A 22,522-nucleotide genomic window follows, 5' to 3' on the forward strand; every position below is an offset into this window, starting at 1 on the left:
ACAACCCAAGCGGTTGCGGCGCCGGATCACGAGTGGCCGGATGGTCGGTGTTCGCTAGGTTCCGGCCATGGCCGGTCTCTCTCGGCGCAGGCTTGGTGCCGCTGGGCGCCTGACTCTCGTACTGCGGGTGAGAGATCGGCTACACCTGGTGGTGACATCCCGCCGCCCCAGGAGGTCCGCCTTGTCTCGCCCGCTTCTGGTACTCACCGCGATTCTCTCGACCGTCGGCGCCACTCTGGTGATGGCACCGACCCAAGCCGCCGCTGCTGCGACCAGTTGTGACGCGGCGGCCGCCGGGTTCACTCCAGTGCTGCAGCTCGACCTGCCCGAACGAGCCAACTACCTGAACAAGACTCCGCCGTACAGCCTCGACCGGACGGCCGAGATCGGCGCCAACTTCGACCGTGTCGGGTACTGCGTCGAGCTGAACGGACCGAGCGGCCCGCAGTGGGTGTGGACGGCGATGGAGCCGTTCAGCACGGATGCTCGCCGCATCGGCCTGCCGACGCTCCCGGGCGAGATCACTCGTCAGCGCGTGGGTGACCTCGAGGTGCGCTCGAACGTGGCCGGCGTGACGCAGGGCGCCGGTCAGACCGGCTATCTGGAGATGTGGCCGAACCAGTACGCGCAGACCGCCAGCGCCCAGGTGGCCAACGCGTCCGCGACGACGTTCGACGCTGACGACAGCCCGACCACGCCGCTGGGCTATGGCTCGTTCCAGGTGTCGCAGGTGGGGCCGACTCGGCCGTCGACGGTGCCGGCCAAGCCAGTGTTCGCGATCAACACCTTCACCCAGGCGGACACCAGCCTGCTGTCCCTGGGAATCGGAGCCCGGCCGACCGCCGACCCGGACTGGACGTTCGCAGCCAACGCTGCGGGATACACCCAGCGCAGGCTGACCGCGTTCGTACGTACGGCGCTCGTCTCGGTCACTGAATCGCCACAGGACCGGCAAGTCGTGCCGCGCGACGCGCAAGGCGGTGCGAACGTCCCTGTAGCCGGACGTCTCACCGACACGCGAGTCACGAGCGTCCAGCTCAGGGTGATCGGTAACGGCCGGACTGACACCTATACATCCGCTGCGAGCACGTTCCGGTTCACACCGCGCATCACGGCTGGTCTGCACGAGTACACGTTCGAGCTGCATGCGTTGGGCGCCGGACTCGATCGAGTGGTGGCCCGGCGCGAGGGCGTCGTGTCTGGTGACGTGTACGTCGTACAGGGTCAGTCGAACGCGGAAGCGTCGATGTACAACGGATCCGCTGCGGCCGAGGAGTCGCCGTACGTGCGGAGTTTCGGCAGCCCGGTCGCCGATCCGTCGATCTCCGGTGCGGACCACGTGTGGAACTACGCGACCGCCGATGTGTCCCGGCAGACCGGCTCGGTCGGGCAGTGGGCGATCCGGATGGCCAAGCGGATCGTCGACACGTACAAGGTGCCGGTGGCGCTGCTCAACGGTTCGCACGGCGGCCAGCCGATCAGCTTCTTCCAGCGCAACGACGCGAACCCGAACGACCTCAACACCAACTACGGCCGGCTCCGGCAGCGCCTCGCCGCCGCAGGTGCCCTCGGCCATCTCAAAGGCGTGCTCTGGTACCAGGGCGAGAACGACAGCGACAACGCGGCTGTGCACGTGGCCGGCTTCAAGACACTGCTGCAGGACTGGCAATCCGACTTCGGTCCGACGAAGTACTACGTCTACCAAGTCCGTACGTCGCCTTGTGGCAACAGCACCCTGACCAACCTGCGCGAAGCGCAACGCGAAATGGGTGACACCCTTGGCGTCACGGTGTTGTCGACCACTGGGCTGTCCGGTCATGACGGCTGTCACTACGCCTATGCGAACGGTTATCGCGAGATGGGCGACCACACCTTCGCCGTACTCGCTCGCGATCTGTACGGCGGCCCCTCGGCCGGTGTGGCTCCGCCGAACCCGCGCACCGTCACCAAGAGTGGTTCGCAACTCACAGTGCAGTTGCGGTCCAACGATCCGCTCACTGTCGAGGCCGGAGTAGCTGCGGACTTCCGGGTGGACGGCTCATCGGTCACGGTGACGTCCGTCGCATATCAGACCGGCAGGTTGGTGCTGACGCTCTCCGGTCCGCCAACCGGAGCGACCACGCTCACCTATCAGGCGCACCTGCGGGCGGGGCCCTGGATCACCAACGCCATCGGGACCGGACTGCTCACGTTCACACTGCCGATCACCTGACCGGTGCGGCCGCCCTGCTGCCCCTTGTGTTGCACCATCGTGTTGAGCGAGCGGACCTGATTGGTCTGCTGCCGACGTACGGTAGATGGCATGTCAGTCACAGGGGGACCGCCTTCTACACCTGTGGAAGAGGTGGAGGAGCGGGTCGGGCCGTACCGGTTGATCCGGCGGCTCGGGCAGGGCGGCATGGGTGTCGTCTACCTGGCCGAAGGGCCTGAGCATCAAGAGGTCGCGCTCAAGGTGCTGCGTCCACACATCGCCCACGACGCGACCGCACGGGCTCGGTTGCAGCGCGAAGCAACCACACTGCAGAAGGTGAACCACCCCGGGGTGGCAGGCATCCTCGATCACGACCTGGAAGGCGATCAGCCCTATCTGGTCACCCGATTCGTTCCGGGCCGGCCGCTGGACGAGCAGGTGGACGAACGCGGACCGCTGACCCCACGCAAGTGGCTGCCACTGGCCGGCTGCCTGGCCGAGTCGCTGGAGGCGATCCACGCGGCCGGTGTGATACACCGCGACCTCAAGCCGGGCAACGTGATGATGTTCAACGGCAAGCCGGTGATGATCGACTTCGGCATCGCGCAGGCCGCTGACGACCTCCGGCTCACGCAGACCGGTCTCGTCATTGGTACGCCGGGCTACCTGGCACCTGAGCTCATCGAGGGCGAGATGGTGTCGGAATCGGCAGACTGGTGGGGCTGGGCGGCCACTGTGTCGTTCGCCGCGACCGGACGACGGCCGTTCGGCAAGGGCCCGTTCGAGGCTGTCTTGCATCGAGTGCACAGCGGCCAGGCCGATCTGGAGGGTCTGGACCCGCGGCTGAAGCCTCTGCTCGCCGCCGCGCTGTCACCGGCCAAGAAGGACCGGCCCACGCAGACCGAGATCATGGAAGGCCTCAACCGGTACGCCGAGGGACGTGACGCCCTGCCGGTCCGCGAGACGCCGACTGCGATCGCCGTACCGCCGACACTGCAGCTCCATCCGCCGACGGCGATGATGACGCGCGCGCTGCCTTCCGACTCTCCTGAAGAGCCGACGCCCACCGACGTGGCGCAGTTGGTACCGCCGGTGATCCCGCCGCTGTCGGCCTTCGCGCCGATCCGCGACAAACTCCGCGAGGCAGCTGCAGCCAGGCGCGCGGCCGCCGCCGGAGCCGCAGGCGCTGGTGCTGGTGCTGGTGCTGGGGGCGCTTACGCTGCGGGAGCCGGCGGCGCTGGTGTGGCTGGGGCTGGTGTGGGTGCGCCGGTGCATCCTGCGCTGTACAGTCCGGCGCCTGGCGCGGCTGCTCCTGCTGCGATGCCGCTGCCTTACCAAAGCTCACCACAGCCGTATCCGGGTGTGTCGCCGTACCAGAGCCCGGTGCCGGCGCCGTACCGGAGCCGCGAGCCTTCGGCGTACCAGCCCGGGCAGAACGGCCAGCCTGGTCAGGCTGTACAGCGCGTCCAGCCGGGGCAGCTGGCGCATCCGCAGAAGGCTCCGCCCACCGGTCGCCGGACGGTGGTGATCGTCGGGTTCATGGTGATGCTGACCGGACTGGTCGCGCTGTACCCGAGTGTGGGTTCACTGATCACGATCGTGCTGTTCGTGATCGCACGCACTGTCGATCGCTCCAGCACGGCTCTGATGCGACGCCGGCAAATGCGCGGCCGATCCGGCAAGTCCGACGGCGTAGTCGCCGCAGCCTCGACACCACTGCAGCTAGTCACGGCCGGTCTGGTCACGCTGCCGTGTCTGATCTTGCCCCTGATCATGGGCGGCCTCATCGGCGGCAGCGTCACCGGAGTCGCGGCAACGGCCTACGGTCTGGACTGGAAACCCTTGTCAGCCATCGGATTCGGCTCGGCAGCCCTCACCGCACTCTTCACCGCGTGGTGGGGCCCCGGTGGCAGTTCACTCCGTCGCGGCGCGCACATCGCCGCCCGCAACGCCTTCCGCCCGTCCTGGCTCTCCGCAACCGTGGCCGTCGTCCTCCTGGCCATCGGCGCCCTCACCTTCTACCAAGCCACCCAAGGCGCCGGCAACTCCTGGGCCCGCCACCCCATCGACACCTCATCCCTCAACCACCGCCCCTCCCTGAACGACCTCCGCCAAGCCCCCTTCATCCGAAACCTCCCCCTCATCGGCAACTGACAACAGCCCCGATTCAGAGCGAGATGATCGGCACCTTCCACCGCGTGTTGCCCCGCCACGCACCGGTGCGCGCAGCCTCTGCCAGATGCGCAATGTCCCCTCGATCCGAAGTCACACAGGTCGCGGCAGACTGAAAGCAACAAGCCACGACCTGCGCGTCGACCACGTCGGCTCGATCGGCCACCGCCAGCAATTCTCCGACCCTGGTGGCAAGGTCGTGGGTCAGCGGCACAACCTCACATCCGTCGACGAGACGCCGTAGGTCTCGCTGCTGGTGACCACGCCAGACCTGCGCGAGCGCTGCGGCGGGAATGCTGGGCTCGACTCCACGCATCAACGCTCGCAGGTGAATCGCCCACAGCCGCGGGTCATTCCGCTCTGCGGCGATCAGTGCGCCGGCGTCGTAGACCAGTTGCGTCACGCCTTCGAACTGCCCTTGGCGTCGTCATCGGCCGCTTCACGCTGAGCTTCGGCCAGCGCCCGGTCAGCCCAATCGAGCTGGTCGGGGCTCAGGGCACCATGGTCGGACTCCCAGTCCGACACGGCTTCAAGCCCGCGATAGAGCCGCTCACTCTTGGCCACCAGCTCGTTGATGTACGCCGACGGCGTCGTCTCCGCCGCACGCGCTCGACGCTCGACCGCCGTCCACAGATCCTCATCGAAGGACAGCGTCTTCTTCTTGACCACCATGGCCACATGGTATGACCGCGGTGTGACCATTGCCAACCCGGCCGGGCAGTGGGATCCCGCCGGCCGGGGCCGGCCGGTCAGAGTTGGACGATTTGGGTTCGTTCGGGGCCTACTCCGATGGCGGAGATGGGGGCTCCGCTGAGGGATTCGATGGCTCGGACGTAGGACTGGGCCTGCTTCGGGAGGTCTTCGAAGGTGCGGCAGCCGGTGATGTCCTCGGACCAGCCGTCGAACTCTTCGTAGACGGGTACGGCGTGGTGGAAGTCGGTCTGCGTCATCGGCATCTCCTCGTGCCGTACGCCGTTGACGTCGTACGCAACGCAGACCGGGATTGTCGAGCGACCAGTCAAGGTGTCCAGTTTTGTGAGGACGAAGTCCGACAGGCCGTTCACGCGGGCGGCGTATCTGGCGATGACTGCGTCGTACCAACCACAGCGCCGCGGGCGGCCGGTCGTCGTACCGAACTCGGCGCCCTGCTGCCGCAGCCACTCACCGTCGGCGTCCAGGAGCTCGGTCGGGAACGGACCCTCGCCGACCCGCGTCGTGTACGCCTTGACGACCGCCATCACTCGATCGATCCGCGTCGGCGGGATGCCGGAACCCGTGCACGCGCCGGCCGAGATCGCGTTCGACGAGGTGACGAACGGATACGTCCCGTGGTCGACGTCGAGCAGCGTCGCCTGCCCGGCCTCCATCAGGACGGTCTTGCCGTCGTCGAGCGCCTGGTTCAGCAGCAGGCCGGTGTCGGCGACCATCGGCCGGAGGCGGTCGGCGTACCCGAGCAGCTCGTCGAGGACCTCGCGGATCTCGACCGCACGCCGGTTGTACACCTTCACCAGCAGCTGGTTCTTCTGCTCGAGCGCACCGGTGACCTTCTGCTCGAGGATCTTCTCGTCGTACAGATCCTGGACGCGGATGCCGACCCGGTTCATCTTGTCGGCGTACGTCGGCCCGATCCCGCGGCCCGTGGTCCCGATCTTGCGGCTGCCGAGGAACCGCTCGGCGACCTTGTCGAGGGTCCGGTTGTACGGCGGAATCAGGTGCGCGTTCGCGCTGATCACCAGCCGGGAGGTGTCCACCCCGCGCGCGTCGAGCGCATCGAGCTCCTCGAACAGCACGCTCAGGTCGACGACGACGCCGTTCCCGATCACCGGCGTGACTCCCGGGGTCAGGATCCCGCTCGGGAGCAGGTGCAGCGCGTACTTCTCGGCGCCGATCACGACCGTGTGGCCGGCGTTGTTCCCGCCGTTGAACTTCACCACGTAGTCGATGACCTCGCCCGTGTTCCCGAGCAGATCGGTCGCTTTACCCTTACCCTCATCGCCCCACTGGGCGCCGACGAGCACGATTGCGGGCATCTCAGCCCTCCTCTTCACGCGCCGGCGGAAACGGCCTCACACCCCGTGGTCGCCGACGCTGGAAACGGTGAAGCCCGGAGACGTTCACCGCACGTTCATCCGGCGACGCATCCAGGCTCTTGCGACAGAAGCCTACCGGAACGCGAGGCCTGCGTTCGGCGCCCGCGTTCCGGTCCTGTCCACAAGATCACACCCGTCTCTTTCAAGTGATTGACGGGTTGCCATTTAGCGTGATCACGTGCACACTCTTAGTCAGCGGCCCGCCGAAACTGCCGCAGGGGACGGTTCCGGCGGGCCGCTGACCTGTGCTCTGCGCGAGGCTCCGCGATCGTGATCAGTCGAGGCCTTCGGGGTTCGAGGCCAGCCACTCCTTGACCCGGCGATCGGCCTCTTCCCGGGACACGTCCTCCACCTTCGTGAGGATCGCCCAGCGATGGCCGAACGGGTCGATCACCGCGCCGAACCGGTCCCCGGTCATGAAGGTCTGCACCTCTTCCACCGGCTTCGCCCCGGCCGCGACGGCCTTCGCGTAGGTCGCATCCACGTCCGGCACGTAGTGCACGAGCGACGAGTGCACCCACTCGCCGTTCGGCGCGCGCAGTCCGATCTGCGGCATCTGATCGCTGAGCTGCAGCATCGAGTTACCGAACTTCAGTTCGGCCTGGCCGACCCGCCCGTCCGGCAGGTCCTGCCGGCTGATCACCTCGGCCCCGAACACCGACTGGTAGAACTCGATCGCCTTCGGGCCGTCCGCAACGGCGAGGTACGGGGTGAGTGAGTGATAACCGTCGGGGATGGGGTTTACCGTGTTCGTCGTCATGGTCTTAGTCAACGCGGCGACCCGGGTAGCGGTCTTGTAAGAAAGCGACAGCAGAGTGACCACTCCATCCGAGAGCGAGAAGGGCATCCTGCATCCGCGGGAGCAGGCCCGGCATCGCTCGTTGAGCCGGCTCGCTCCTGGGCCTGAGGCCGGCCGGTTCGTGGAGTGGTACTGGATCGTCGAGTGGGATCTCGAGACGCCGTACACGGCCGAGGTTCTGCCGTTCCCTGCGGTCAACGTGACGTTCGAGCAACCGGGTGGTGCGTTCGTGAACGGCGTCTGCACCCGGAAGTTCGAGCGGGAGCTTGTCGGGCGCGGTGGGGCGTTCGGCGTGAAGTTCTGGGCCGGTGGGTTCGGCGCGGTGACCGGGCTGGACGTCGCGTCCTTCCGGGACCAGGTGTTGCCGCTGACCGCGGTCTTCCCGGACGGCGATCGGCTCGCGGACCTGATCTTCGCCGAGGATTCCGACGTACGACGTCGCGCGATCTTCGAGGCATTCCTGCATGACCACCTGGCGCCGCCGGATCCGTCGTACGACCTGGTCCGGGAGATCGTCACCGCCATGGCCGCGGACCGCTCGGTGACCCGGGTCGATCAGGTCACCGAGCGCTTCGGCGTACCGATCCGCACTCTGCAACGACTCTTCCGTCGCTACGTCGGCGTGGGCCCCAAGTGGGTCCTCCGCCGCTACCGCCTCCACGACGGCGCCGAACTCCTGGCCCAGGGCGAAGTCTCCGAACTAGCCGAGCTCTCCGCCTCCCTCGGCTACTTCGACCAGGCCCACTTCTCCAAGGAGTTCAAACAACAAATAGGCCTGACCCCCGCCGAATACGCCCTCCGAGCCAGCACCGAACGTCAAATCACCTACCGCTAGTGCTCCGGCAAGTAATGCGGGGGTCGTAACGATGGAGTGGGCACCCGGCCGAGCCGATTTCATGGGTCAACCAGTGAAATCGGGGGATCCACACCCGCGTTCAGGGTCAGCAACCCCCGATTTCATGGGCCGACCCAGGAAATCGGCCAGATCGGGTGCTCCGAGATGACTGTCGCAGGCACCACCGACCAACTACGCGAGGCACTAGGTCAACGCTTTGTCGCTCGTTGTCTTCGTCCTGGCTGTGGAAACCACGACCGCCATCGCGGTCGCAAGCAACGTCGCGGCCAAGGCGACGACGTAGCCGTACTTGGCGTTGTAGGCGTCGACCAGGTGGCCGGAGAGGGCGGCTCCTAGGGCTATGCCGGCCGCGTTGCCTGAGTTGAGCCAGGTGAAGGCTTGGGTGAAGACTCCGGGTTGGACCGAGGACTCGGCTATGACCGAGGACAGGGTTTGGAAGGGGGCGATTGCCAAGCCTGGTAGGGCTAATGCGAAGGCTGCGGTGAGTGGGGTGTTGGCGGCTAGTAGGGGGAGGGTTGCCAGGGTCAGGCCGGCTAGGACGATGACTAGTTGGGTTTGCGGTGGTGTGCGCCAACGCCTTGCGCCGTAGGCGAGTCCGGCGAACAGGCCGACCAGACTGGTGATGCTGTAGAGCGGTCCGGCCAGCTGTGGTGTTCCTCGCGCGACGGCGAACGCCGTGACGGACACTTGCATGCTGCCGAAGAACAGGCCGATACCTACGCTGGTGCCGCTCAACGCCAGGAAAGGCTTGTTCAGCAGGCGACTTGCGCTCTCACGTTGACCACGTGCTGTTGGGGGCGGCGCCGTACGACGTTGCACGGCTAGAAATACGCCCCCGGCCAGAGCGAGGCTCGTGGCGAGGATCGAACCTGCTACTGGGCTGCTCAGTGAGCCGACCGTGCCTATCAGCAGTGGGCCGATCAGAAAGGCGAGCCCGACGCCCAGCGCCTCAAGAGCGAAGGCTGATGGCAGTAGCGTCGTCCCACGCAGTGCGTAGGACCAGCGGGCGGCGACTTGAGCACCTAGCTGTGGAAGTGACCCACCAGCCAGGACCCCTCCCAGCACGAGCCACCAGAGTGGTGCGTGCGCGACCGTCAGACCGATGAGAAGTGCCACCGCGATCGCATGCGCGAGCAGGGTGATCGGCAGCATCCGGGTCTGACCGAATCGGTCGATCAGGCGAGCCACCTGTGGACCTGCTAGTCCCTCGGCGACCGCGTAAGCACCAGTCACGGTGCCGGCCGCCGCGTACGAGCCAGTGGATCCGTGGACCAGCCAGACGATGCCGAGGCCTGTCATAGCGAGACCGATCCGGGCTGGTGCCGCGGCCAAGTAGAACTTCCACGCCCCGGGAGTACGCAGGACTTCCCCGTAGGTGTGCGTGCGGAGCCGTCCGGTGAGTGCCGGCACGGTAATGCCTTCCGCTGCCCGGAGGGGCGGGGACTCGACCGTGGGCGTCCTGCTTCACCGGTCTGTCCGTCCGCCTAGAACCGTCCATGTTCGGCAGGTAACGGGGACGCTCGCCGCCTGCCGGCACTGTCAACGGGCAGAAATCAGTTTCAGGTTGACCCGCTCAGCTTACCGTCTTTCAGCACCGGCACCGAGCGACTGCTGTCGACCTCCGCCGCGATCGCCACATCCTCGGCGAACCCGTACCTCGTGAGCTCACGCCCCCCCGACGCAGTCGTGCAGCAGTGCCGGCAGCTCGTCGGCGACAGCGTCGTACGCCGCAACCGCCGCTCTCGCCTCCGGTGAGAATCCCTCCAGCTGCAATGCGCTCAGGAATCCACCAGCTCCCCAGAGATCCTCCACAGCCGGCCGGAGCGACCCGTCCCGCCACCGCTCACCGGCCGCGATGGCAACAACCTTGAGCTCGTCGGTCCGCCGTGCGTTGACCCATTCGGCCGCAGCGCGTCGGTTCCGCAGGGACACCGCAATGACGGTGGCTCCGCTGTCGCTGAGCTGTTGCGTGATGGTCGATCCGTTGGGTGACGGGAGGACCAGCCGCCTGACGCCTTGGGCGCGGCGGATAGTCGCGGCGGACAGGCTGATGTCGCCCGGGCCGGCTTCGGATCTGCCGACCGCGAGGGTGGCGTCGTACTGCTTGGCGTAGGCAACGGCTGTTTCGTCACGCCAGCGGTACGGGTACACATCGATGCCTTGGTCAACTGCGACCGTCACTGCCGTCGTGAATGACAGCACGTCCACCACAGCCACGATCGAGCCGGGTACGGCGGCCGCACCGGCCGGACCCCAGTCGAAGCCGACGCGGAAGTTGTTCTGCGCGTAGGGGCTGGTCATTCAGCGGATCCTTCCGTCCTCGCGACCAGCCCCGCAAAGGTTCAGCTGAGGACGTCGGCCGCGGTCGGTGAGGAGTCCCGCAGGAAGGTGGCGCAGCGCTCGGCCTCGTCGTTCTCGCCGATCAGGGCCGCTGCCTTTCCGAGTACGGCGAGGCACCGCAGGAACCCGCGGTTCGGCTCGTGCTCCCACGGGACCGGCCCGTGGCCCTTCCAGCCGTTCCGCCGGAGCAGGTCCAGGCCGCGGTGGTATCCGGTCCGCGCATACGCGTACGCCTCGATGGTGCGACCGTCGGCCAGCGCCGCTTCGGCCAGCACGCCCCAGGCCAGCGACGAGGTGGGGAACTTGGCGGCGACGTCCACCGCAGCTGCCCCGGCGGCGAGTTCCGCCGCGGCCGGGTCGACTGGGAGTAGTGTCTCGGGTGGACCTGAGAGCAGATTGTTCAATTCCATAGGCACATCTTCGCCGATCACGCTGCCGTAGCGGCACGTGACCGTCCGACGAAATCCGTTGACCGTTCACCGACCGGCCACGGATGCTTGAGACCCTGCGTCAAGACCGCCGTGGTTCCCAGCTACGGCCGGAAGGAGGCACCGGATGAGCGTCATAGTCCTGAACGCGTCATACGAGCCGCTGCACACCGTCTCGATCCAGCACGCCATCCGGATGCTGGTGCGAGAGGTCGCAGTGGTGGAAGAGGCGCACGGAGAGCGGACGATCGGCCCTTTTCCGGTTCCCCGAGTGCTGCGCCTGGTCCGGTACGTCGTGACACATTGGCGCTACGCGGCCGGTCGGATGAAGTACAGCAAGCACGGTGTGCTCCGGCGTGATCGCTTCCGGTGTGCCTACTGCGGCCTGGACAACGCCGACACCATGGACCACGTCCAACCCAGATCCAGGGGCGGCCGCACCGAGTGGCTGAACGCCGTGGCCGCCCATGCCGCCTGCAACGAGCGCAAAGGCAACCGCACCCCCGCCGAAGCCAACATGCCGCTCCTCTGGCAACCCTGGGTACCAACTCGCGCCGAGCTCGTCATAGAAAAATGACGAGCTATTTTTATGCCCTCAGACCTCCGGATCACCACGGTCGCTGAGCGCCCCGACCTGGCCGGAGCCGAGTTCGACGCGGGCCCGTGGCCCGAGTTCATGCGACACAACCGCGTGTCCGACGCCTACTTCTGGCAAACCCTCACGGCCTTCCCGACGACCTGTCTGGTGGCGACCTGTGCGGGTGACGTCGTCGGCGACGCTCACGCCGTCCAACTGTCGTCGCGGGCCGAGCTCCCAGCGGGAGGCTGGGAGCAAGCGGTCGTCTGGGCATTCGCGGACGCTCGTCGCGGCGTCACCCCGGACGCGGCCTGCGCACTGAACATCAGCGTCGCCCAGAGCTTTCAGGGACAAGGGGTCGCCGGGCGGTTGCTGGCCGCGCTACGGGACGCTGTGGCGGACCTCGGTCTCGCCGACCTGTACGCGCCGGTCCGACCGAGCCGAAAGCACCTGGAACCCCGTACGCCGATGCGCGACTATGCCGCCCGCGTCCGAGCAGACGGCCTGCCGTTCGACCCGTGGCTTCGTACGCACGTCCGAGCCGGTGGACAGGTCGTCGGCCTGGCGCCCGCGTCCTGGGTGGTTGCGGGCTCGCTCGAGGAGTGGCGGCGGTGGACAGGTCTGCCCTTTGATCGGAGCGGACCGGTTGAGGTCCCAGGAGCCCTGGCGCTCGTCCAATGTGATGTCGAGAGCGACTGTGCTGTGTATGTGGAATCCAACGTCTGGGTTCGACATCGGGTCTGATCCCCAGGTTCTCCACAGGCTGGAAATTGTTCGTCGGATCGGGGCGTGATCACGGCACGTTCTAGGGCATGAACCCTCAACTTGCAGTCATGGCCTCGATCCGGGGTGGCGTGTTCACTCGTGCCGATGCGCGGGCCTGTGGCTACCCCGATCCGCACATCGATTCCTTGCTGGACACCGGCGGCTGGCGCCGCATCCGGCCGGGCACCTACGCCGAGCGTCGTGCTCTGATTCTCATCACCAACGAAGTCGTCCACCTACGGAAGCTGTCGCGCGTCCTCCGCTCCGGCGGGCCGAACGTCTACGCCAGCCACCAATCGGCCGCGGCTCTGCATGCCTTGCCGCTGTGGGGTCTCGACCTGACGTGTGTCCACGTGACTGCCCCGGCCGGCCGCTCGGGTTGTGTCGGCGGCGTGCACCGGCATGTCCGCGATCCAGTCGGCCCAGGCATCCAACTGTGGAACAAGCTCCGCATGTCCTCACCCGCCCGCGCCATCGCCGAGGTGGCCGCGACCGCGCCGACAGCCGCGGCGATCGTCCTGGCCGACGCCGCCCTGTACGCCGGCCTCGTCACGCAGCGCAGTCTGAAGCGCGCGGCCCATGATCACGGCAACGAGCGCTCCCTCGAGGTCGTGTCCCGCGCCTGCACAGACTCGTCGTCAGTCGCCGAGTCACGCCTGCGCATCATCCTCACGCAAGCCGGCTTCCCTCGCCCGGCCGTGTGCGCCGCTCCGGACGCCGAAGCCTCAACCCACGCGGACACGACAGCGCTCTGGTTCCCCGAGGAGCGCACGGTCGTCGAGTTCGAGCCCCGTTTCCCCTTCTGGTACGACGAATTCGAGCCCGACGCCGATGAGTCGATCGAGCCCTCACCGGCTCCAGACCCATCCGCACCGGAGCCCGTCGAGCACTGCTGGATCCCCTGGGCCGACCTCAACGACCCACCCGCGGTGATCGACCGAGTCCGCTCCACTTTCTCCCGAGCAGCCCGCCGTACCGGGGTCCGCCACTTCGACCTCGCCCGAGTTCGGTAACCACCGAATCGTGGCGTTGCACCAGCTATCCGTTGCTCTTCAGGGCGGCGGCGAACAGGGGGACGACCTTCTCCAAGGCGTACCCGACCGAAAGGACCGAGTCCGTGGCAAACGCAGAACTGATGGTCTTGTCGTCGAAGACGACCGACCGGCCGGCCTTCACCGACGGCACCGCACGGAACAACGGATCGTCGGTGATCTGTTGCGCCGTGATCCCGATCGGTGCCATGACCGTGAGGTCGGCATCCAGCATCCCGAGGTTCTCCTGCGAGATCGGCACCGAGAAGCTGGTGGTCGCCTTCGCCTGGACCGCCGGATTGTTGCGGAAGCCGAGCCGCTCGACGAAGTCCACGCGTCCGGTGCCGGCGACGTACGCGCCGTACCCGTCGCTGGTCCTGGCGCCCAGAGTGATGGTCTTCCCTTCGAACTCCGGATGCTGCCTCTTCGCTGCGGCGAACTTGTCCTCGGTGTCGGCGATCAGCTTGCGGCCTTGCTCGACCCGGCCGAGCGCCGCGGCGATCATCTCGGTCTGCTGTTCCCAGCTGGTCTTGTACGAGTCGCCACCGTTCGGGACGCCGACCGTCGGCGCGATCGCCTTCAAGGTGTCGTACCGGTCCTGCTTGCCGCTGGACTTCACATCCAGGATCAGGTCCGGCCGGAGCGCGGCGATCTTCTCGTACTGCGGCTCGAGTGTGTTGATCAGCTGCGGCGCCTGCTGGTACCTGCCCTTCGCCCACGGGCCGACACCCTCCCCGCCGAACGCGAGCCAGTCGCTGGCCGCGATCGGCTGGACCCCGAGCGCCAGTGCGGTCTCGGCATCACCCCAGCCCAGCGCGACCACGCGCTGCGGATCCGCCGGCACGCTCACGTCACCGAACTTCGTCGCCACCTTGGCGGCCTGGGCCGAGACCTCCTGTTCCGAGCCGGAACCGGACCCACAGGCGGCGAGCACGACAGCCGTCAGACCAGCGACCGCCAGAGCGAAAGGTTTGCGCATGCGCCTAAGGATAGGCTTACCTAATCTACTTCGTGCACTCGGCCCGAAACGCGGACGGGCCCGCCCCGGAGTAGTCCCCGAGGCAGGCCCGCTCGCAACAGCTCGGACGTCAGCCGTTCAGCGACGTGCCCGTCGAACGCAGGCTCTCGCAGGCTTCGCCCACGCGCTTGGCCATGCCCTCTTCGGCCAGCTTGCCCCAGGCGCGCGGGTCGTAGACCTTCTTGTTGCCGACGTCGCCGTCCACCTTCAGCACGCCGTCGTAATTGCTGAACATGTGGCCCGCGGCCGGGCGGGTGAACGCGTACTGGGTGTCGGTGTCGACGTTCATCTTGATGACGCCGTAGTCGACCGCGGCCCGGATCTCCTCGAGGGTCGAGCCGGATCCACCGTGGAAGACCAGGTCGAACGGGCGCTCCTTGCCGACCTTGGCGCCGACCTGGTCCTGGATCTCCTTCAGGATCTCCGGCCGGAGCTTGACCGCGCCCGGCTTGTAGACGCCGTGCACGTTGCCGAAGGTCAGCGCGGTGATGTAGTGGCCGTTCTCACCGGTGCCGAGGGCCTCGACCGTGGCCAGGCCGTCCTCGACGGTGGTGTAGAGCTTCTCGTTGATCTCGTTGGCGACACCGTCCTCCTCGCCACCGACGACGCCGACCTCGATCTCGAGCACGATCTTGGCCGCGGCCGTCTTGGCCAGCAGCTCCTTGGCGATCTCCAGGTTCTCCGCCAGCGGGACCGCCGAGCCGTCCCACATGTGCGACTGGAACAGCGGGTTCTCGCCCCGGGCGACGCGCTCGGCGGAGATCTCCAGCAGCGGGCGGACGAAGCCGTCCAGCTTGTCCTTCGGGCAGTGGTCGGTGTGCAGCGCGATGTTCACCGGGTAGTTCTTGGCGACCTCGTGCGCGTACGCGGCCAGGGCGACCGAGCCGGTCACCATGTTCTTCACGGTCGACCCGGACAGGTACTCCGCACCGCCGGTGGAGATCTGGACGATGCCGTCCGAGCCCGCTTCGGCGAAACCGCGGATCGCGGCGATCAGCGTCTGCGACGAGCTGACGTTGATGGCCGGGTAGGCGAAGCGGTTCTGCTTGGCCTTGTCCAGCATCTCGGCGTAGACCTCAGGGGTGGCAATAGGCATGTCTCGCGGTACTCCTCACAACACTGTTCATGGGGGTTGAGCTCCAGTATGGCCACCGGGTACTTCGTCGGATCCGGCGGCCTGCCTGCCGGACCGGCCCGGTGGCCGGGGAGCAAGTGGCAGGATTGCAGACCAGTTGGTGAACAGGACAGATCCAGTTCGTTGCGTCCTGATGACACCTGGATTCCCGGCTCAGGCCGTCCCGGATCTCGGGCCGCGGGGAGTCAGGGCCATGTGCAGCCGGTAGCGGTCGGCCCGGTAGGCCGACCAGGACAGCTCGACGACCTTGCGGCCGGCGAAGGTGGTGCGCTCGAGGACCAGCAGGGGTGCCCGCCTGGCCACGCCGAGCACCCGGGCGACATGGCCGTCGGCGTTGTCCGCCCGGACGGTCTGTTCACCGGAGGTGACGACGACGTCGTACTCGCTGGCAAAGACGTCGTACAGGGTGCCGAGCTCGCGGCCGAGCAGGCCGGGGAAGAGCGCGGACGGGTAGTAGCCGACCTCGTAGGCCATCGGCGAGGCGTCAGCGGTGCGGAGTCGTTCGACCCGGATCACCTTGGTGCCCTTGGCGACCCGCAGGCCCTTCGCGGTCTCGTCGGAGGCCTCGATCTCGGTGGCCGACAGGACCACCGTCCCGGGCTCCAGGCCGCGGGCCCGCATCTCCCGGGAGAAGGACGTGAGGTGCAACTGGGAGTCGACCTGGGGGCCGGTGACGAACGTTCCCTTGCCGTGCACGCGCTCCAGGGCGCCGGACTCGACCAGGTCGCTGATCGCCTGCCGGACGGTCACCCGGGAGACGTTCAGCTTGTCCACGAGGGCGCGCTCGGAGGGGATCGGGTCGCCGGGGTGCAGCTCGACGTCGATCAGCCGTTCCAGTACCGATCGGACCTGGGCCCGCTTGGTCGCCACCATCGAATCTCGATCCTCCAGACCTCGGCGGGACTCGGGGGTGCCCCGGGGTGCCGCTCACTGCTATCGTGCGCAGCATACCTGTTAAGACCAGATAGGACCAGTGATCTTAGTGGTGTCTCTCCCCGCGCAGGAAACCCAGATGGCGCGCGAGATCGCCGAGCAGCCGGCCGCCCTGGCCGCGACGTTCGAGCATGTTCTGCCGCTCCGCCACGACATCACGCGGCTCGCTGCCGGCCGGCGGAACGTGATCTTCCTGGCCCGGGGATCCTCGGACAACGCGGGCGTGTACGGCCGCTACCTGACCGAGATCCACGCCGGCCGGCAGGCGTCGCTGGCCGCCCCGTCGGTGGCGACCCTGTACGGCGCCAACCTCGACCTCTCGAACTCGCTCGTGGTCGCGGTCAGCCAGTCGGGTGCGACCCAGGAGATCGTCGACACCGCGGAGTGGGCCAAGCGCAACGGCGCCGCGATCGTCGGCATCACGAACGACGGCGACAGCCCGCTGGCCTCGACCGCCGACGTCGCGCTGATCACGCAGGCCGGCAAGGAGCTCGCCGTACCGGCGACCAAGACCTACACCACGCAGCTGGCCGCGATCACCGTCGCGGTCGACGCGCTGGCGCAGAAGCCGGGCACGCTGGACGCCGACATCGCGCGAGTTCCCGACGCGGCGTCGAAGATGCTGGAAGGCTCGGTCGAGGCCGCCGCGGACCTGCTCGCCGGCGCGCACGACGTGCTCGCGAGTGGTCGCGGGCTCACCTTCGGCACGACCCTCGAGGTCGCGCTCAAGCTGGAGGAGACCTGCCTGCAGCCGGTCCGCGGCCTCTCGTACGCCGACCTGAAGCACGGCCCGATCGCGGTCGTCGACTCCGACCTCGTCACCATCCTGGTCGCGGCCGCCGACGGACCCGCGCTGCCCGGGATGACCGAGCTGGCCGGACTCGTCCGGGAGAAGGGCAGCAAGATCCTCGGCATCGGCGGCAACCCCACGTTCGCCTCCCGCTGCGACGTCAACCTCGTCGGCCCCGACCTCCCCGAGACCCTCGCTCCCCTGGCCCTGATCATCCCCGCCCAACGAGCCATCGAGTCCCTGGCCCGCAAACTAGGCCTCAACCCCGACGCCCCCCGAGGCCTCCGCAAGGTAACCCAAACCGACTGATCCGAGGGTCCGATCAAAGTGCTCATTTGGTGAGCGCTTTGGCTGGGAAGGTGGTGGTCATAGGGAGCGCCGAGGGAAGGACCACCACCATGTTGCGAGGACTTGCCACTGTCAGTTTCTACGCCGCCGATGTGAAGGGAGCGCGGGACTGGTACTCGAAGCTGCTCGGCATCGACGCGTATTACGCGGTGCCGGACGTGGAGACTCCGGCCTACGTCGAGTTCCGGTTCGGGGACCTGGAGTGTGAGCTCGGGATCATCGATGCGAAGTATGCGCCGCACCAGGTCGGCAGCGGTGGGGGCGCGATCGTTTACTGGCACGTGGACGACGTCGAGGCTGAGCTCGCCCGGATGGTCGAGCTGGGTGCGACAGTGAACGAAGGAGTCGTTGAACGAGGCAACAACACCGGCTTCCGGACCGCATCGGTGGTGGACCCGTTCGGCAACCTCATCGGCATCATGAACAACCCGCATTACCTGCAGATCCTCGCCGAACTGAAGAGCTGACGTCGGAGTCAGACGTGGCCGCGGTGGGTCAGGGCCGTGGTGATCTGGTCGGCGGCTGCTTGGAGGTGCGGGAGGACGTCGGTCCGGAGTGAGGCGAGGGTCGAGCGGGAGGCGTGGGCCGAGACATTGAGGGCGGCGATGATGCGACCGCGGGCGTCGTGGATGGGGGCAGCGATCGACCGCAGCCCCAGCTCGAGCTCTTGGTCGACGAGTGCATAGCCGTCGGTCCGAGCGCGGTCGATCGTCTCGCGGAGCTTGTCGGCGCCCGTCACCGTGCGCGAGGTGAGTGCCTCCGCGTGCAAGCTCGAGAGGTACGACGTCAGCTCGTCATCGGCGAGGCCCGCGAGGAGGACTCGGCCCATCGACGTCGGGTACGCCGGAAGCCGGGCGCCGACCCCGAGCGCGACGGTCATGATCCGGCTGGTCGGCACGCGGGCGACGTACACGATGTCGGGGAGGTCGAGCGTCGCGATCGAGCAGGACTCGCGCGTTGTGGCGCTCAGCTCCTCCATGAACGGGCCGGCGAGTTCGCCGAGGTCCAGCGAGGACAGGTACGCCCAGCCGAGCGCGAGCACTCGCGGGGTGAGCGAGAAGCGCCGGCTGTCGCTGCGGACGTACCCGAGCTCCTCGAGCGTGAGCAGGATCCGCCGGGCGGTCGCCGGAGTGATCCCGACGGCGCGTGCGACCTCGCTCAAGGTCAGCGACGGAGCAGCGGCCGAGAACGCGCGGATCACGGCGAGTCCACGCTCCAGACCCTGCAGAAACGTGCCGGTAGACGCCTCACCCGCCATCGGCTAGCCTACTTTTCGTTGAAAGAAGAACTATTCGCTCAGCGAAATCCTAGCGGAGCAGCCCATGCCCGGTCCAGTTCCTCCCGGCGACCCCACACCCGTCGAGTTCGCCCACACGTACCTGCCCGGGCGGGTCGTGTTCGGTGCCGGGACCCTCGATCAGGTGGCCGATGAGGTCGAGGCCCTGGGCGTACGACGGACGCTGCTGATCGCGACCAAGTCAGCTCGAGACGCGGCCGACGTGGTCGAGGCCGAGCTGGGTGATCGGTTCGCCGGACGGATCGACGGTGTGGCTCAGCACGTACCGACCGACGTCGCGGAGGCCGCGCGAGCGAAGGCACGTGAGGTAGGCGCCGACGGCATCGTGGCGATCGGCGGCGGCTCCGCGATCGGCCTGGCCAAGGCCATCGCCCTTGTCGGCGGCGTGCCGATTGTGGCTGTCCCGACGACCTATGCCGGCTCGGAGATGACGCCCGTGTGGGGTGAGACCACGAGCGGCCGCAAGGCAACGGGCACCGACCTCCGAGTGTTACCGAGGACTGTGGTCTACGACGCCGTACTCAGCCAGCACCTCCCGAAGAATGTCACGGCAGCCAGCGTCGCCAACGCGCTCGCGCATTGCGTCGAGGCGGTCTGGACAACCAAGGCCGATCCGATCACCGAGACGACCGCGGTTGAAGGCGTACGGGCGCTGACCACCGGACTCCGGAAGATCCTCCAGGCTCCCACCGATCTAGATGCCCGAGGCAACCTTCTGTACGGCGCCTGCCTCGCCGGATCCGCACTCGCGACCGCCGGCACCGGCCTGCACCACAAGCTCTGCCATCTCCTCGGCGGCACCTACAACCTCCCGCACGCCGAGACCCACGCCGCGGTCCTGCCTCAAGTGACCCGCGTCAATGCGCCCGCCGTACCCAGAGCCAAGGCCCGGCTGGAAGAGGCGCTGCAGACCGACGACCTGGCTGCCGGGCTCTACGACCTGTTCAGAGCCGCTGACGTACCGGTCAGCCTGCGGGAGTTGGGCTTGAGCCACGATCAAGCCAGGGAAGCCGCCCACGCGTTCCAACCGACGGCCAACCCGATCCCGGTGACCGAGGAGCTCGTCCAAGAGATCCTCACCCGCGCATGGGCCGGGACGCGGCCCGACGGCCTGTAGATACGAGGAGCGACCGGATGGATTTGCAAGGCGACGAGTTGACCGACGCCGTGGTGGCCAGCTTCGACAACAGCACGAGCCCACGCACGAAGGTCGTGATGAGCGCGCTGGTCCGGCACCTGCACGCGTTCGCGCGGGAGGTGAACCTGTCCGAGGACGAGTACTTCACCGCGATCGACTTCCTCACCCGGACCGGTCAGATCTCGACCGAGACTCGACAGGAGTTCGTGCTGCTGGCCGACGTGCTCGGCCTGTCGATGCTGACTGTCGGTCTCAGCAATCCGAGTACGTCGGGTGCCACCGAATCAACTGTGTTCGGCCCCTTCTTCGTCGAGGGCTCGCCCGGCGTCGAGCTCGGCGCGGACATCGCGAACGGCGCCCCTGGACAGCCGTGCCTGGTGAGCGGGCGGGTCCTCACGACGAAGGGCGAGCCGATCGCCGGCGCACTGGTCGAGACCTGGCAGGCCGACGAGGACGGCTTCTACGACGTACAGAAGGACGTCGACGGGCCGCAGAACCGCGCCCACCTGACGACCGATGCCGATGGCAACTATTCGTTCTGGGCGGTGAAGCCGGTCGCCTACCCGATCCCCGATGACGGTCCGGTCGGCGAACTGCTGCGCGCCGGCGGTCGCGGCCCGATGCGGCCGGCCCACATCCACTTCATGGTGACGGCGCCCGGCTACGCGCGGCTGATCACGCACGTCTTCGCGCGCGGCGACGAGTTCCTCGGGAACGACGCGGTGTTCGGCGTCAAGGACTCGTTGATCGCGGACTTCACCGAACACCCGGCCGGTAGCACCGCACCGGACGGCAAGACACCTGACAAGCCCTACTACACCGTCAGCTACGACTTGGTGCTCGCCACCACCGAGGAGACGCAGCAATGATCACCACAGACGTGCTCATCGTCGGCAGCGGCCCGGCCGGCGGCGCCGCCTCACTCTTCCTGTCCACGTACGGCGTCGACAACATTGTGCTGTCCCGCTACGGCTGGACCGCCAACACGCCGCGCGCACACATCACCAACCAGCGCACGATCGAGTTGATGCGCGACATGGGCATCGAGGACCAGGTTGTCGCCAAGGGGACCGCGCATCACCTGATGGGTGAGACTGCGTTCTGCACCAGCCTGGCCGGCGAGGAGATCGGCCGGATCCGCACGTGGGGCACGCATCCGCGTCGGCTGGCCGACTACACCGAGGCGAGCCCGACTCTGCCGTGTGACCTGCCGCAGACGCTGTTCGAGCCGATCCTGATCAGCACGGCGGCCAGCCGCGGCGCACAGCTCCGGTTCAACACCGAGTACCTCTCACTCGAGCAGGACGAGGACGGTGTGACCGCGACGGTCCGAGACCGCCGGAGCGACGAGACGTACCAGATCCGCGCCAAGTACCTGATCGGCGCGGACGGTGGTCGCAGCAAGGTCGCACAGGACATCGACCTGCCGATGGCCGGCGCGATGGACATCGAGGGCTCGATGAACATCGTCTTCGAGGCCGACCTGTCCCGGTACGTCGCACATCGCCCGAGCGTCCTGTACTGGGTCCTCCAGCCGGGCGCGCAGATCGGCGGCATCGGCGCCGGGCTGGTCCGGATGGTCCGGCCGTGGAGCGAGTGGCTGATCGTCTGGGGCTACGACATCAATCAGCCGGCCCCGGTGGTCGACGAGGCGATGGCGACCGAGATCGTGCACAACCTGGTCGGCGACGACACGATCGACGTGAAGCTGAAGGGCACGTCGGTCTGGAGCGTCAACCACATGTACGCCGAACAGGCCTCGAAGGGCCGCGTCTTCTGCATGGGCGACGCGATCCATCGGCATCCGCCGAGCAACGGACTCGGCTCGAACACGTCGATCCAGGACGCGTACAACCTCGCGTGGAAGCTCGCCCTGGTCCTGAAGGGACAGGCCGGGTCCGACCTGCTCGCGACGTACGACACGGAACGGACGCCGATCGCCAAGCAGATCGTGGATCGCGCGAACAAGAGCCGGACCCAGTTCGGCCAGATCTTCCGCGCGTTGGGGATGACACCGGATGCGCCCGCCGGACGGACGATCGAGTCGCGGAAGGACGACACCCCGAAGGGCGCGGCGCAGCGCGAGGAGTTGCGGGCCGCGATCGAGCTGAAGGACTACGAGTTCAACGCACACGGGGTGGAGCTCGGGCAGCGGTACCACTCGACCGCCGTGATCCCGGACGGTACGCCGGAGCCGTCGTACGACCGGGATCGGGAGCTCTACTACCACCCGACGACGTGGCCGGGAGCGCGGATCCCGCACTCCTGGCTGACGCGCGGGTCCGAGACCGTCAGCACACTCGATGTGGTCGGCAAGGGACGGTTCACGCTGCTCACCGGGATCGGCGGCGAGGCGTGGGTCAAGGCGGCGCAATCGGTGTCGGAGAGCCTCGGCGTACCGATCGAAGCGTTGGTGATCGGGCCGGGTCACGAGCTCGAAGACCTGTACGGCGATTGGTCCCGCGTGCGTGAGATCCCGGACGGCGGATGCCTGCTGGTCCGCCCGGACCAGCACATCGCCTACCGGTCCTTCGACCAGCCCGACGACCCCGCCGAGGCCCTACGCCAAGCCCTGACCAACCTCCTGAGCCGCTAACCCCACCGCGCCGGTTGG

General features: G+C 67.6%; 22 protein-coding genes. 11 read left to right on the forward strand and 11 right to left on the reverse strand.

Going from position 1 to position 22,522, the window contains the following annotated elements; translation table 11 throughout:
- Nucleotides 1-181 precede the first annotated feature (181 nt).
- Both ACWF4Z_RS25660 and ACWF4Z_RS25665 read left to right on the forward strand, forming a co-directional pair.
- Nucleotides 182-2,212, forward strand: a complete 2,031-nt coding sequence (locus ACWF4Z_RS25660; RefSeq protein ID WP_452245684.1) for a sialate O-acetylesterase — start codon at nucleotides 182-184, stop codon at nucleotides 2,210-2,212.
- Between the two features lie 90 nt (nucleotides 2,213-2,302).
- Nucleotides 2,303-4,345, forward strand: a complete 2,043-nt coding sequence (locus ACWF4Z_RS25665; RefSeq protein ID WP_452245685.1) for a serine/threonine-protein kinase — start codon at nucleotides 2,303-2,305, stop codon at nucleotides 4,343-4,345.
- 13 nt (nucleotides 4,346-4,358) lie between these two features.
- Here ACWF4Z_RS25665 and ACWF4Z_RS25670 read toward each other — a convergent pair whose 3' ends face one another.
- The 4 genes from ACWF4Z_RS25670 to ACWF4Z_RS25685 all read right to left on the reverse strand — a co-directional run bounded on the left by ACWF4Z_RS25670 (nucleotide 4,359) and on the right by ACWF4Z_RS25685 (nucleotide 7,213).
- A complete protein-coding gene (locus ACWF4Z_RS25670) occupies nucleotides 4,359-4,766 on the reverse strand; it encodes a PIN domain-containing protein (protein ID WP_452245686.1) in 408 nt (135 codons plus the stop codon).
- Entirely contained in the window at nucleotides 4,763-5,035 is a 273-nt protein-coding gene (locus ACWF4Z_RS25675; RefSeq protein ID WP_452245687.1) for a hypothetical protein, read from the reverse strand. Before ACWF4Z_RS25675 ends, ACWF4Z_RS25670 begins: the two co-directional genes overlap by 4 nt.
- Nucleotides 5,036-5,112: 77 nt before the next feature.
- A complete protein-coding gene (locus ACWF4Z_RS25680; RefSeq protein ID WP_452245688.1) occupies nucleotides 5,113-6,393 on the reverse strand; it encodes an adenylosuccinate synthase in 1,281 nt (426 codons plus the stop codon).
- A gap of 334 nt (nucleotides 6,394-6,727) precedes the next feature.
- A complete protein-coding gene (locus ACWF4Z_RS25685) occupies nucleotides 6,728-7,213 on the reverse strand; it encodes a VOC family protein (RefSeq protein ID WP_452245689.1) in 486 nt (161 codons plus the stop codon).
- Nucleotides 7,214-7,268: 55 nt separating this feature from the next.
- On the opposite strand from ACWF4Z_RS25685, the gene ACWF4Z_RS25690 reads away from it, so the two are divergent.
- The gene (locus tag ACWF4Z_RS25690) at nucleotides 7,269-8,087 is read left to right on the forward strand and encodes a DUF6597 domain-containing transcriptional factor (protein WP_452245690.1); all 819 of its coding nucleotides are present in this window, start codon (nucleotides 7,269-7,271) and stop codon (nucleotides 8,085-8,087) included.
- Between the two features lie 204 nt (nucleotides 8,088-8,291).
- Here ACWF4Z_RS25690 and ACWF4Z_RS25695 read toward each other — a convergent pair whose 3' ends face one another.
- From ACWF4Z_RS25695 to ACWF4Z_RS25705, 3 genes are all read right to left on the reverse strand, one after another.
- Nucleotides 8,292-9,518, reverse strand: a complete 1,227-nt coding sequence (locus ACWF4Z_RS25695; RefSeq protein WP_452245691.1) for an MFS transporter — start codon at nucleotides 9,516-9,518, stop codon at nucleotides 8,292-8,294.
- Nucleotides 9,519-9,773: 255 nt separating this feature from the next.
- On the reverse strand, nucleotides 9,774-10,409 hold the full coding sequence (locus ACWF4Z_RS25700; protein WP_452245692.1) for a 2-phosphosulfolactate phosphatase: 636 nt from the start codon (nucleotides 10,407-10,409) through the stop codon (nucleotides 9,774-9,776).
- 41 nt (nucleotides 10,410-10,450) lie between these two features.
- Nucleotides 10,451-10,858, reverse strand: coding sequence for a DUF3151 domain-containing protein (locus tag ACWF4Z_RS25705; protein WP_452245693.1), 408 nt, complete (start codon nucleotides 10,856-10,858; stop codon nucleotides 10,451-10,453).
- A 145-nt stretch (nucleotides 10,859-11,003) separates the two neighbouring features.
- On the opposite strand from ACWF4Z_RS25705, the gene ACWF4Z_RS25710 reads away from it, so the two are divergent.
- From ACWF4Z_RS25710 to ACWF4Z_RS25720, 3 genes are all read left to right on the forward strand, one after another.
- Nucleotides 11,004-11,453, forward strand: a complete 450-nt coding sequence (locus ACWF4Z_RS25710; RefSeq protein WP_452245694.1) for an HNH endonuclease — start codon at nucleotides 11,004-11,006, stop codon at nucleotides 11,451-11,453.
- Nucleotides 11,454-11,465: 12 nt separating this feature from the next.
- On the forward strand, nucleotides 11,466-12,197 hold the full coding sequence (locus ACWF4Z_RS25715) for an N-acetyltransferase (RefSeq protein WP_452245695.1): 732 nt from the start codon (nucleotides 11,466-11,468) through the stop codon (nucleotides 12,195-12,197).
- 68 nt (nucleotides 12,198-12,265) lie between these two features.
- A complete protein-coding gene (locus ACWF4Z_RS25720; protein WP_452245696.1) occupies nucleotides 12,266-13,231 on the forward strand; it encodes a type IV toxin-antitoxin system AbiEi family antitoxin domain-containing protein in 966 nt (321 codons plus the stop codon).
- Between the two features lie 25 nt (nucleotides 13,232-13,256).
- On the opposite strand, the gene ACWF4Z_RS25725 is transcribed toward ACWF4Z_RS25720, so the two are convergent.
- The 3 genes from ACWF4Z_RS25725 to ACWF4Z_RS25735 all read right to left on the reverse strand — a co-directional run bounded on the left by ACWF4Z_RS25725 (nucleotide 13,257) and on the right by ACWF4Z_RS25735 (nucleotide 16,275).
- Nucleotides 13,257-14,228 (reverse strand): ABC transporter substrate-binding protein, encoded by a 972-nt coding sequence (locus tag ACWF4Z_RS25725; RefSeq protein WP_452245697.1) that lies wholly within the window; start codon nucleotides 14,226-14,228, stop codon nucleotides 13,257-13,259.
- A 109-nt stretch (nucleotides 14,229-14,337) separates the two neighbouring features.
- The gene (fbaA, locus tag ACWF4Z_RS25730; protein WP_452245698.1) at nucleotides 14,338-15,363 is read right to left on the reverse strand and encodes a class II fructose-bisphosphate aldolase; all 1,026 of its coding nucleotides are present in this window, start codon (nucleotides 15,361-15,363) and stop codon (nucleotides 14,338-14,340) included.
- 192 nt (nucleotides 15,364-15,555) lie between these two features.
- On the reverse strand, nucleotides 15,556-16,275 hold the full coding sequence (locus ACWF4Z_RS25735) for a GntR family transcriptional regulator (protein WP_452245699.1): 720 nt from the start codon (nucleotides 16,273-16,275) through the stop codon (nucleotides 15,556-15,558).
- 139 nt (nucleotides 16,276-16,414) lie between these two features.
- Here ACWF4Z_RS25735 and ACWF4Z_RS25740 point away from each other — a divergent pair, with 139 nt between their 5' ends.
- The gene (locus tag ACWF4Z_RS25740; RefSeq protein ID WP_452245700.1) at nucleotides 16,415-17,434 is read left to right on the forward strand and encodes an SIS domain-containing protein; all 1,020 of its coding nucleotides are present in this window, start codon (nucleotides 16,415-16,417) and stop codon (nucleotides 17,432-17,434) included.
- A gap of 89 nt (nucleotides 17,435-17,523) precedes the next feature.
- Nucleotides 17,524-17,940, forward strand: a complete 417-nt coding sequence (locus ACWF4Z_RS25745) for a VOC family protein (protein ID WP_452245701.1) — start codon at nucleotides 17,524-17,526, stop codon at nucleotides 17,938-17,940.
- A gap of 8 nt (nucleotides 17,941-17,948) precedes the next feature.
- On the opposite strand, the gene ACWF4Z_RS25750 is transcribed toward ACWF4Z_RS25745, so the two are convergent.
- Nucleotides 17,949-18,731, reverse strand: coding sequence for an IclR family transcriptional regulator domain-containing protein (locus ACWF4Z_RS25750; RefSeq protein WP_452245702.1), 783 nt, complete (start codon nucleotides 18,729-18,731; stop codon nucleotides 17,949-17,951).
- A 64-nt stretch (nucleotides 18,732-18,795) separates the two neighbouring features.
- Here ACWF4Z_RS25750 and ACWF4Z_RS25755 point away from each other — a divergent pair, with 64 nt between their 5' ends.
- From ACWF4Z_RS25755 to ACWF4Z_RS25765, 3 genes are read left to right on the forward strand one after another with little or no spacing between them, the layout of a single operon-like run.
- Entirely contained in the window at nucleotides 18,796-19,887 is a 1,092-nt protein-coding gene (locus ACWF4Z_RS25755) for a maleylacetate reductase (protein WP_452245703.1), read from the forward strand.
- A 17-nt stretch (nucleotides 19,888-19,904) separates the two neighbouring features.
- Nucleotides 19,905-20,777 carry an intradiol ring-cleavage dioxygenase gene (locus ACWF4Z_RS25760; protein WP_452245704.1) on the forward strand — a complete coding sequence of 291 codons (873 nt, stop codon included), beginning with the start codon at nucleotides 19,905-19,907 and terminating at the stop codon, nucleotides 20,775-20,777.
- Nucleotides 20,774-22,504 carry an FAD-dependent oxidoreductase gene (locus ACWF4Z_RS25765; RefSeq protein ID WP_452245705.1) on the forward strand — a complete coding sequence of 577 codons (1,731 nt, stop codon included), beginning with the start codon at nucleotides 20,774-20,776 and terminating at the stop codon, nucleotides 22,502-22,504. The genes ACWF4Z_RS25760 and ACWF4Z_RS25765 overlap by 4 nt, the downstream gene beginning before the upstream one ends.
- The last annotated feature ends 18 nt before the right edge of the window (nucleotides 22,505-22,522 follow it).

It is taken from the genome of Kribbella sp. NPDC055071, from assembly GCF_053608045.1.

What these genes read in the sequence shown, in the direction of transcription:
- ACWF4Z_RS25710 (WP_452245694.1), top strand. Translation starts at nt 11,004, where the DNA reads ATGAGCGTCATAGTCCTGAACGCGTCATACGAGCCGCTGCACACCGTC.
- ACWF4Z_RS25685 (WP_452245689.1), bottom strand. Translation starts at nt 7,213, where the DNA reads ATGACGACGAACACGGTAAACCCCATCCCCGACGGTTATCACTCACTC.
- ACWF4Z_RS25715 (WP_452245695.1), top strand. Translation starts at nt 11,466, where the DNA reads ATGCCCTCAGACCTCCGGATCACCACGGTCGCTGAGCGCCCCGACCTG.
- ACWF4Z_RS25700 (WP_452245692.1), bottom strand. Translation starts at nt 10,409, where the DNA reads ATGACCAGCCCCTACGCGCAGAACAACTTCCGCGTCGGCTTCGACTGG.
- ACWF4Z_RS25705 (WP_452245693.1), bottom strand. Translation starts at nt 10,858, where the DNA reads ATGGAATTGAACAATCTGCTCTCAGGTCCACCCGAGACACTACTCCCA.
- fbaA (WP_452245698.1), bottom strand. Translation starts at nt 15,363, where the DNA reads ATGCCTATTGCCACCCCTGAGGTCTACGCCGAGATGCTGGACAAGGCC.
- ACWF4Z_RS25680 (WP_452245688.1), bottom strand. Translation starts at nt 6,393, where the DNA reads ATGCCCGCAATCGTGCTCGTCGGCGCCCAGTGGGGCGATGAGGGTAAG.
- ACWF4Z_RS25665 (WP_452245685.1), top strand. Translation starts at nt 2,303, where the DNA reads ATGTCAGTCACAGGGGGACCGCCTTCTACACCTGTGGAAGAGGTGGAG.
- ACWF4Z_RS25740 (WP_452245700.1), top strand. Translation starts at nt 16,415, where the DNA reads ATGGCGCGCGAGATCGCCGAGCAGCCGGCCGCCCTGGCCGCGACGTTC.
- ACWF4Z_RS25760 (WP_452245704.1), top strand. Translation starts at nt 19,905, where the DNA reads ATGGATTTGCAAGGCGACGAGTTGACCGACGCCGTGGTGGCCAGCTTC.
- ACWF4Z_RS25735 (WP_452245699.1), bottom strand. Translation starts at nt 16,275, where the DNA reads ATGGTGGCGACCAAGCGGGCCCAGGTCCGATCGGTACTGGAACGGCTG.
- ACWF4Z_RS25765 (WP_452245705.1), top strand. Translation starts at nt 20,774, where the DNA reads ATGATCACCACAGACGTGCTCATCGTCGGCAGCGGCCCGGCCGGCGGC.
- ACWF4Z_RS25745 (WP_452245701.1), top strand. Translation starts at nt 17,524, where the DNA reads ATGTTGCGAGGACTTGCCACTGTCAGTTTCTACGCCGCCGATGTGAAG.
- ACWF4Z_RS25755 (WP_452245703.1), top strand. Translation starts at nt 18,796, where the DNA reads ATGCCCGGTCCAGTTCCTCCCGGCGACCCCACACCCGTCGAGTTCGCC.
- ACWF4Z_RS25720 (WP_452245696.1), top strand. Translation starts at nt 12,266, where the DNA reads ATGAACCCTCAACTTGCAGTCATGGCCTCGATCCGGGGTGGCGTGTTC.
- ACWF4Z_RS25675 (WP_452245687.1), bottom strand. Translation starts at nt 5,035, where the DNA reads ATGGTGGTCAAGAAGAAGACGCTGTCCTTCGATGAGGATCTGTGGACG.
- ACWF4Z_RS25725 (WP_452245697.1), bottom strand. Translation starts at nt 14,228, where the DNA reads ATGCGCAAACCTTTCGCTCTGGCGGTCGCTGGTCTGACGGCTGTCGTG.
- ACWF4Z_RS25750 (WP_452245702.1), bottom strand. Translation starts at nt 18,731, where the DNA reads ATGGCGGGTGAGGCGTCTACCGGCACGTTTCTGCAGGGTCTGGAGCGT.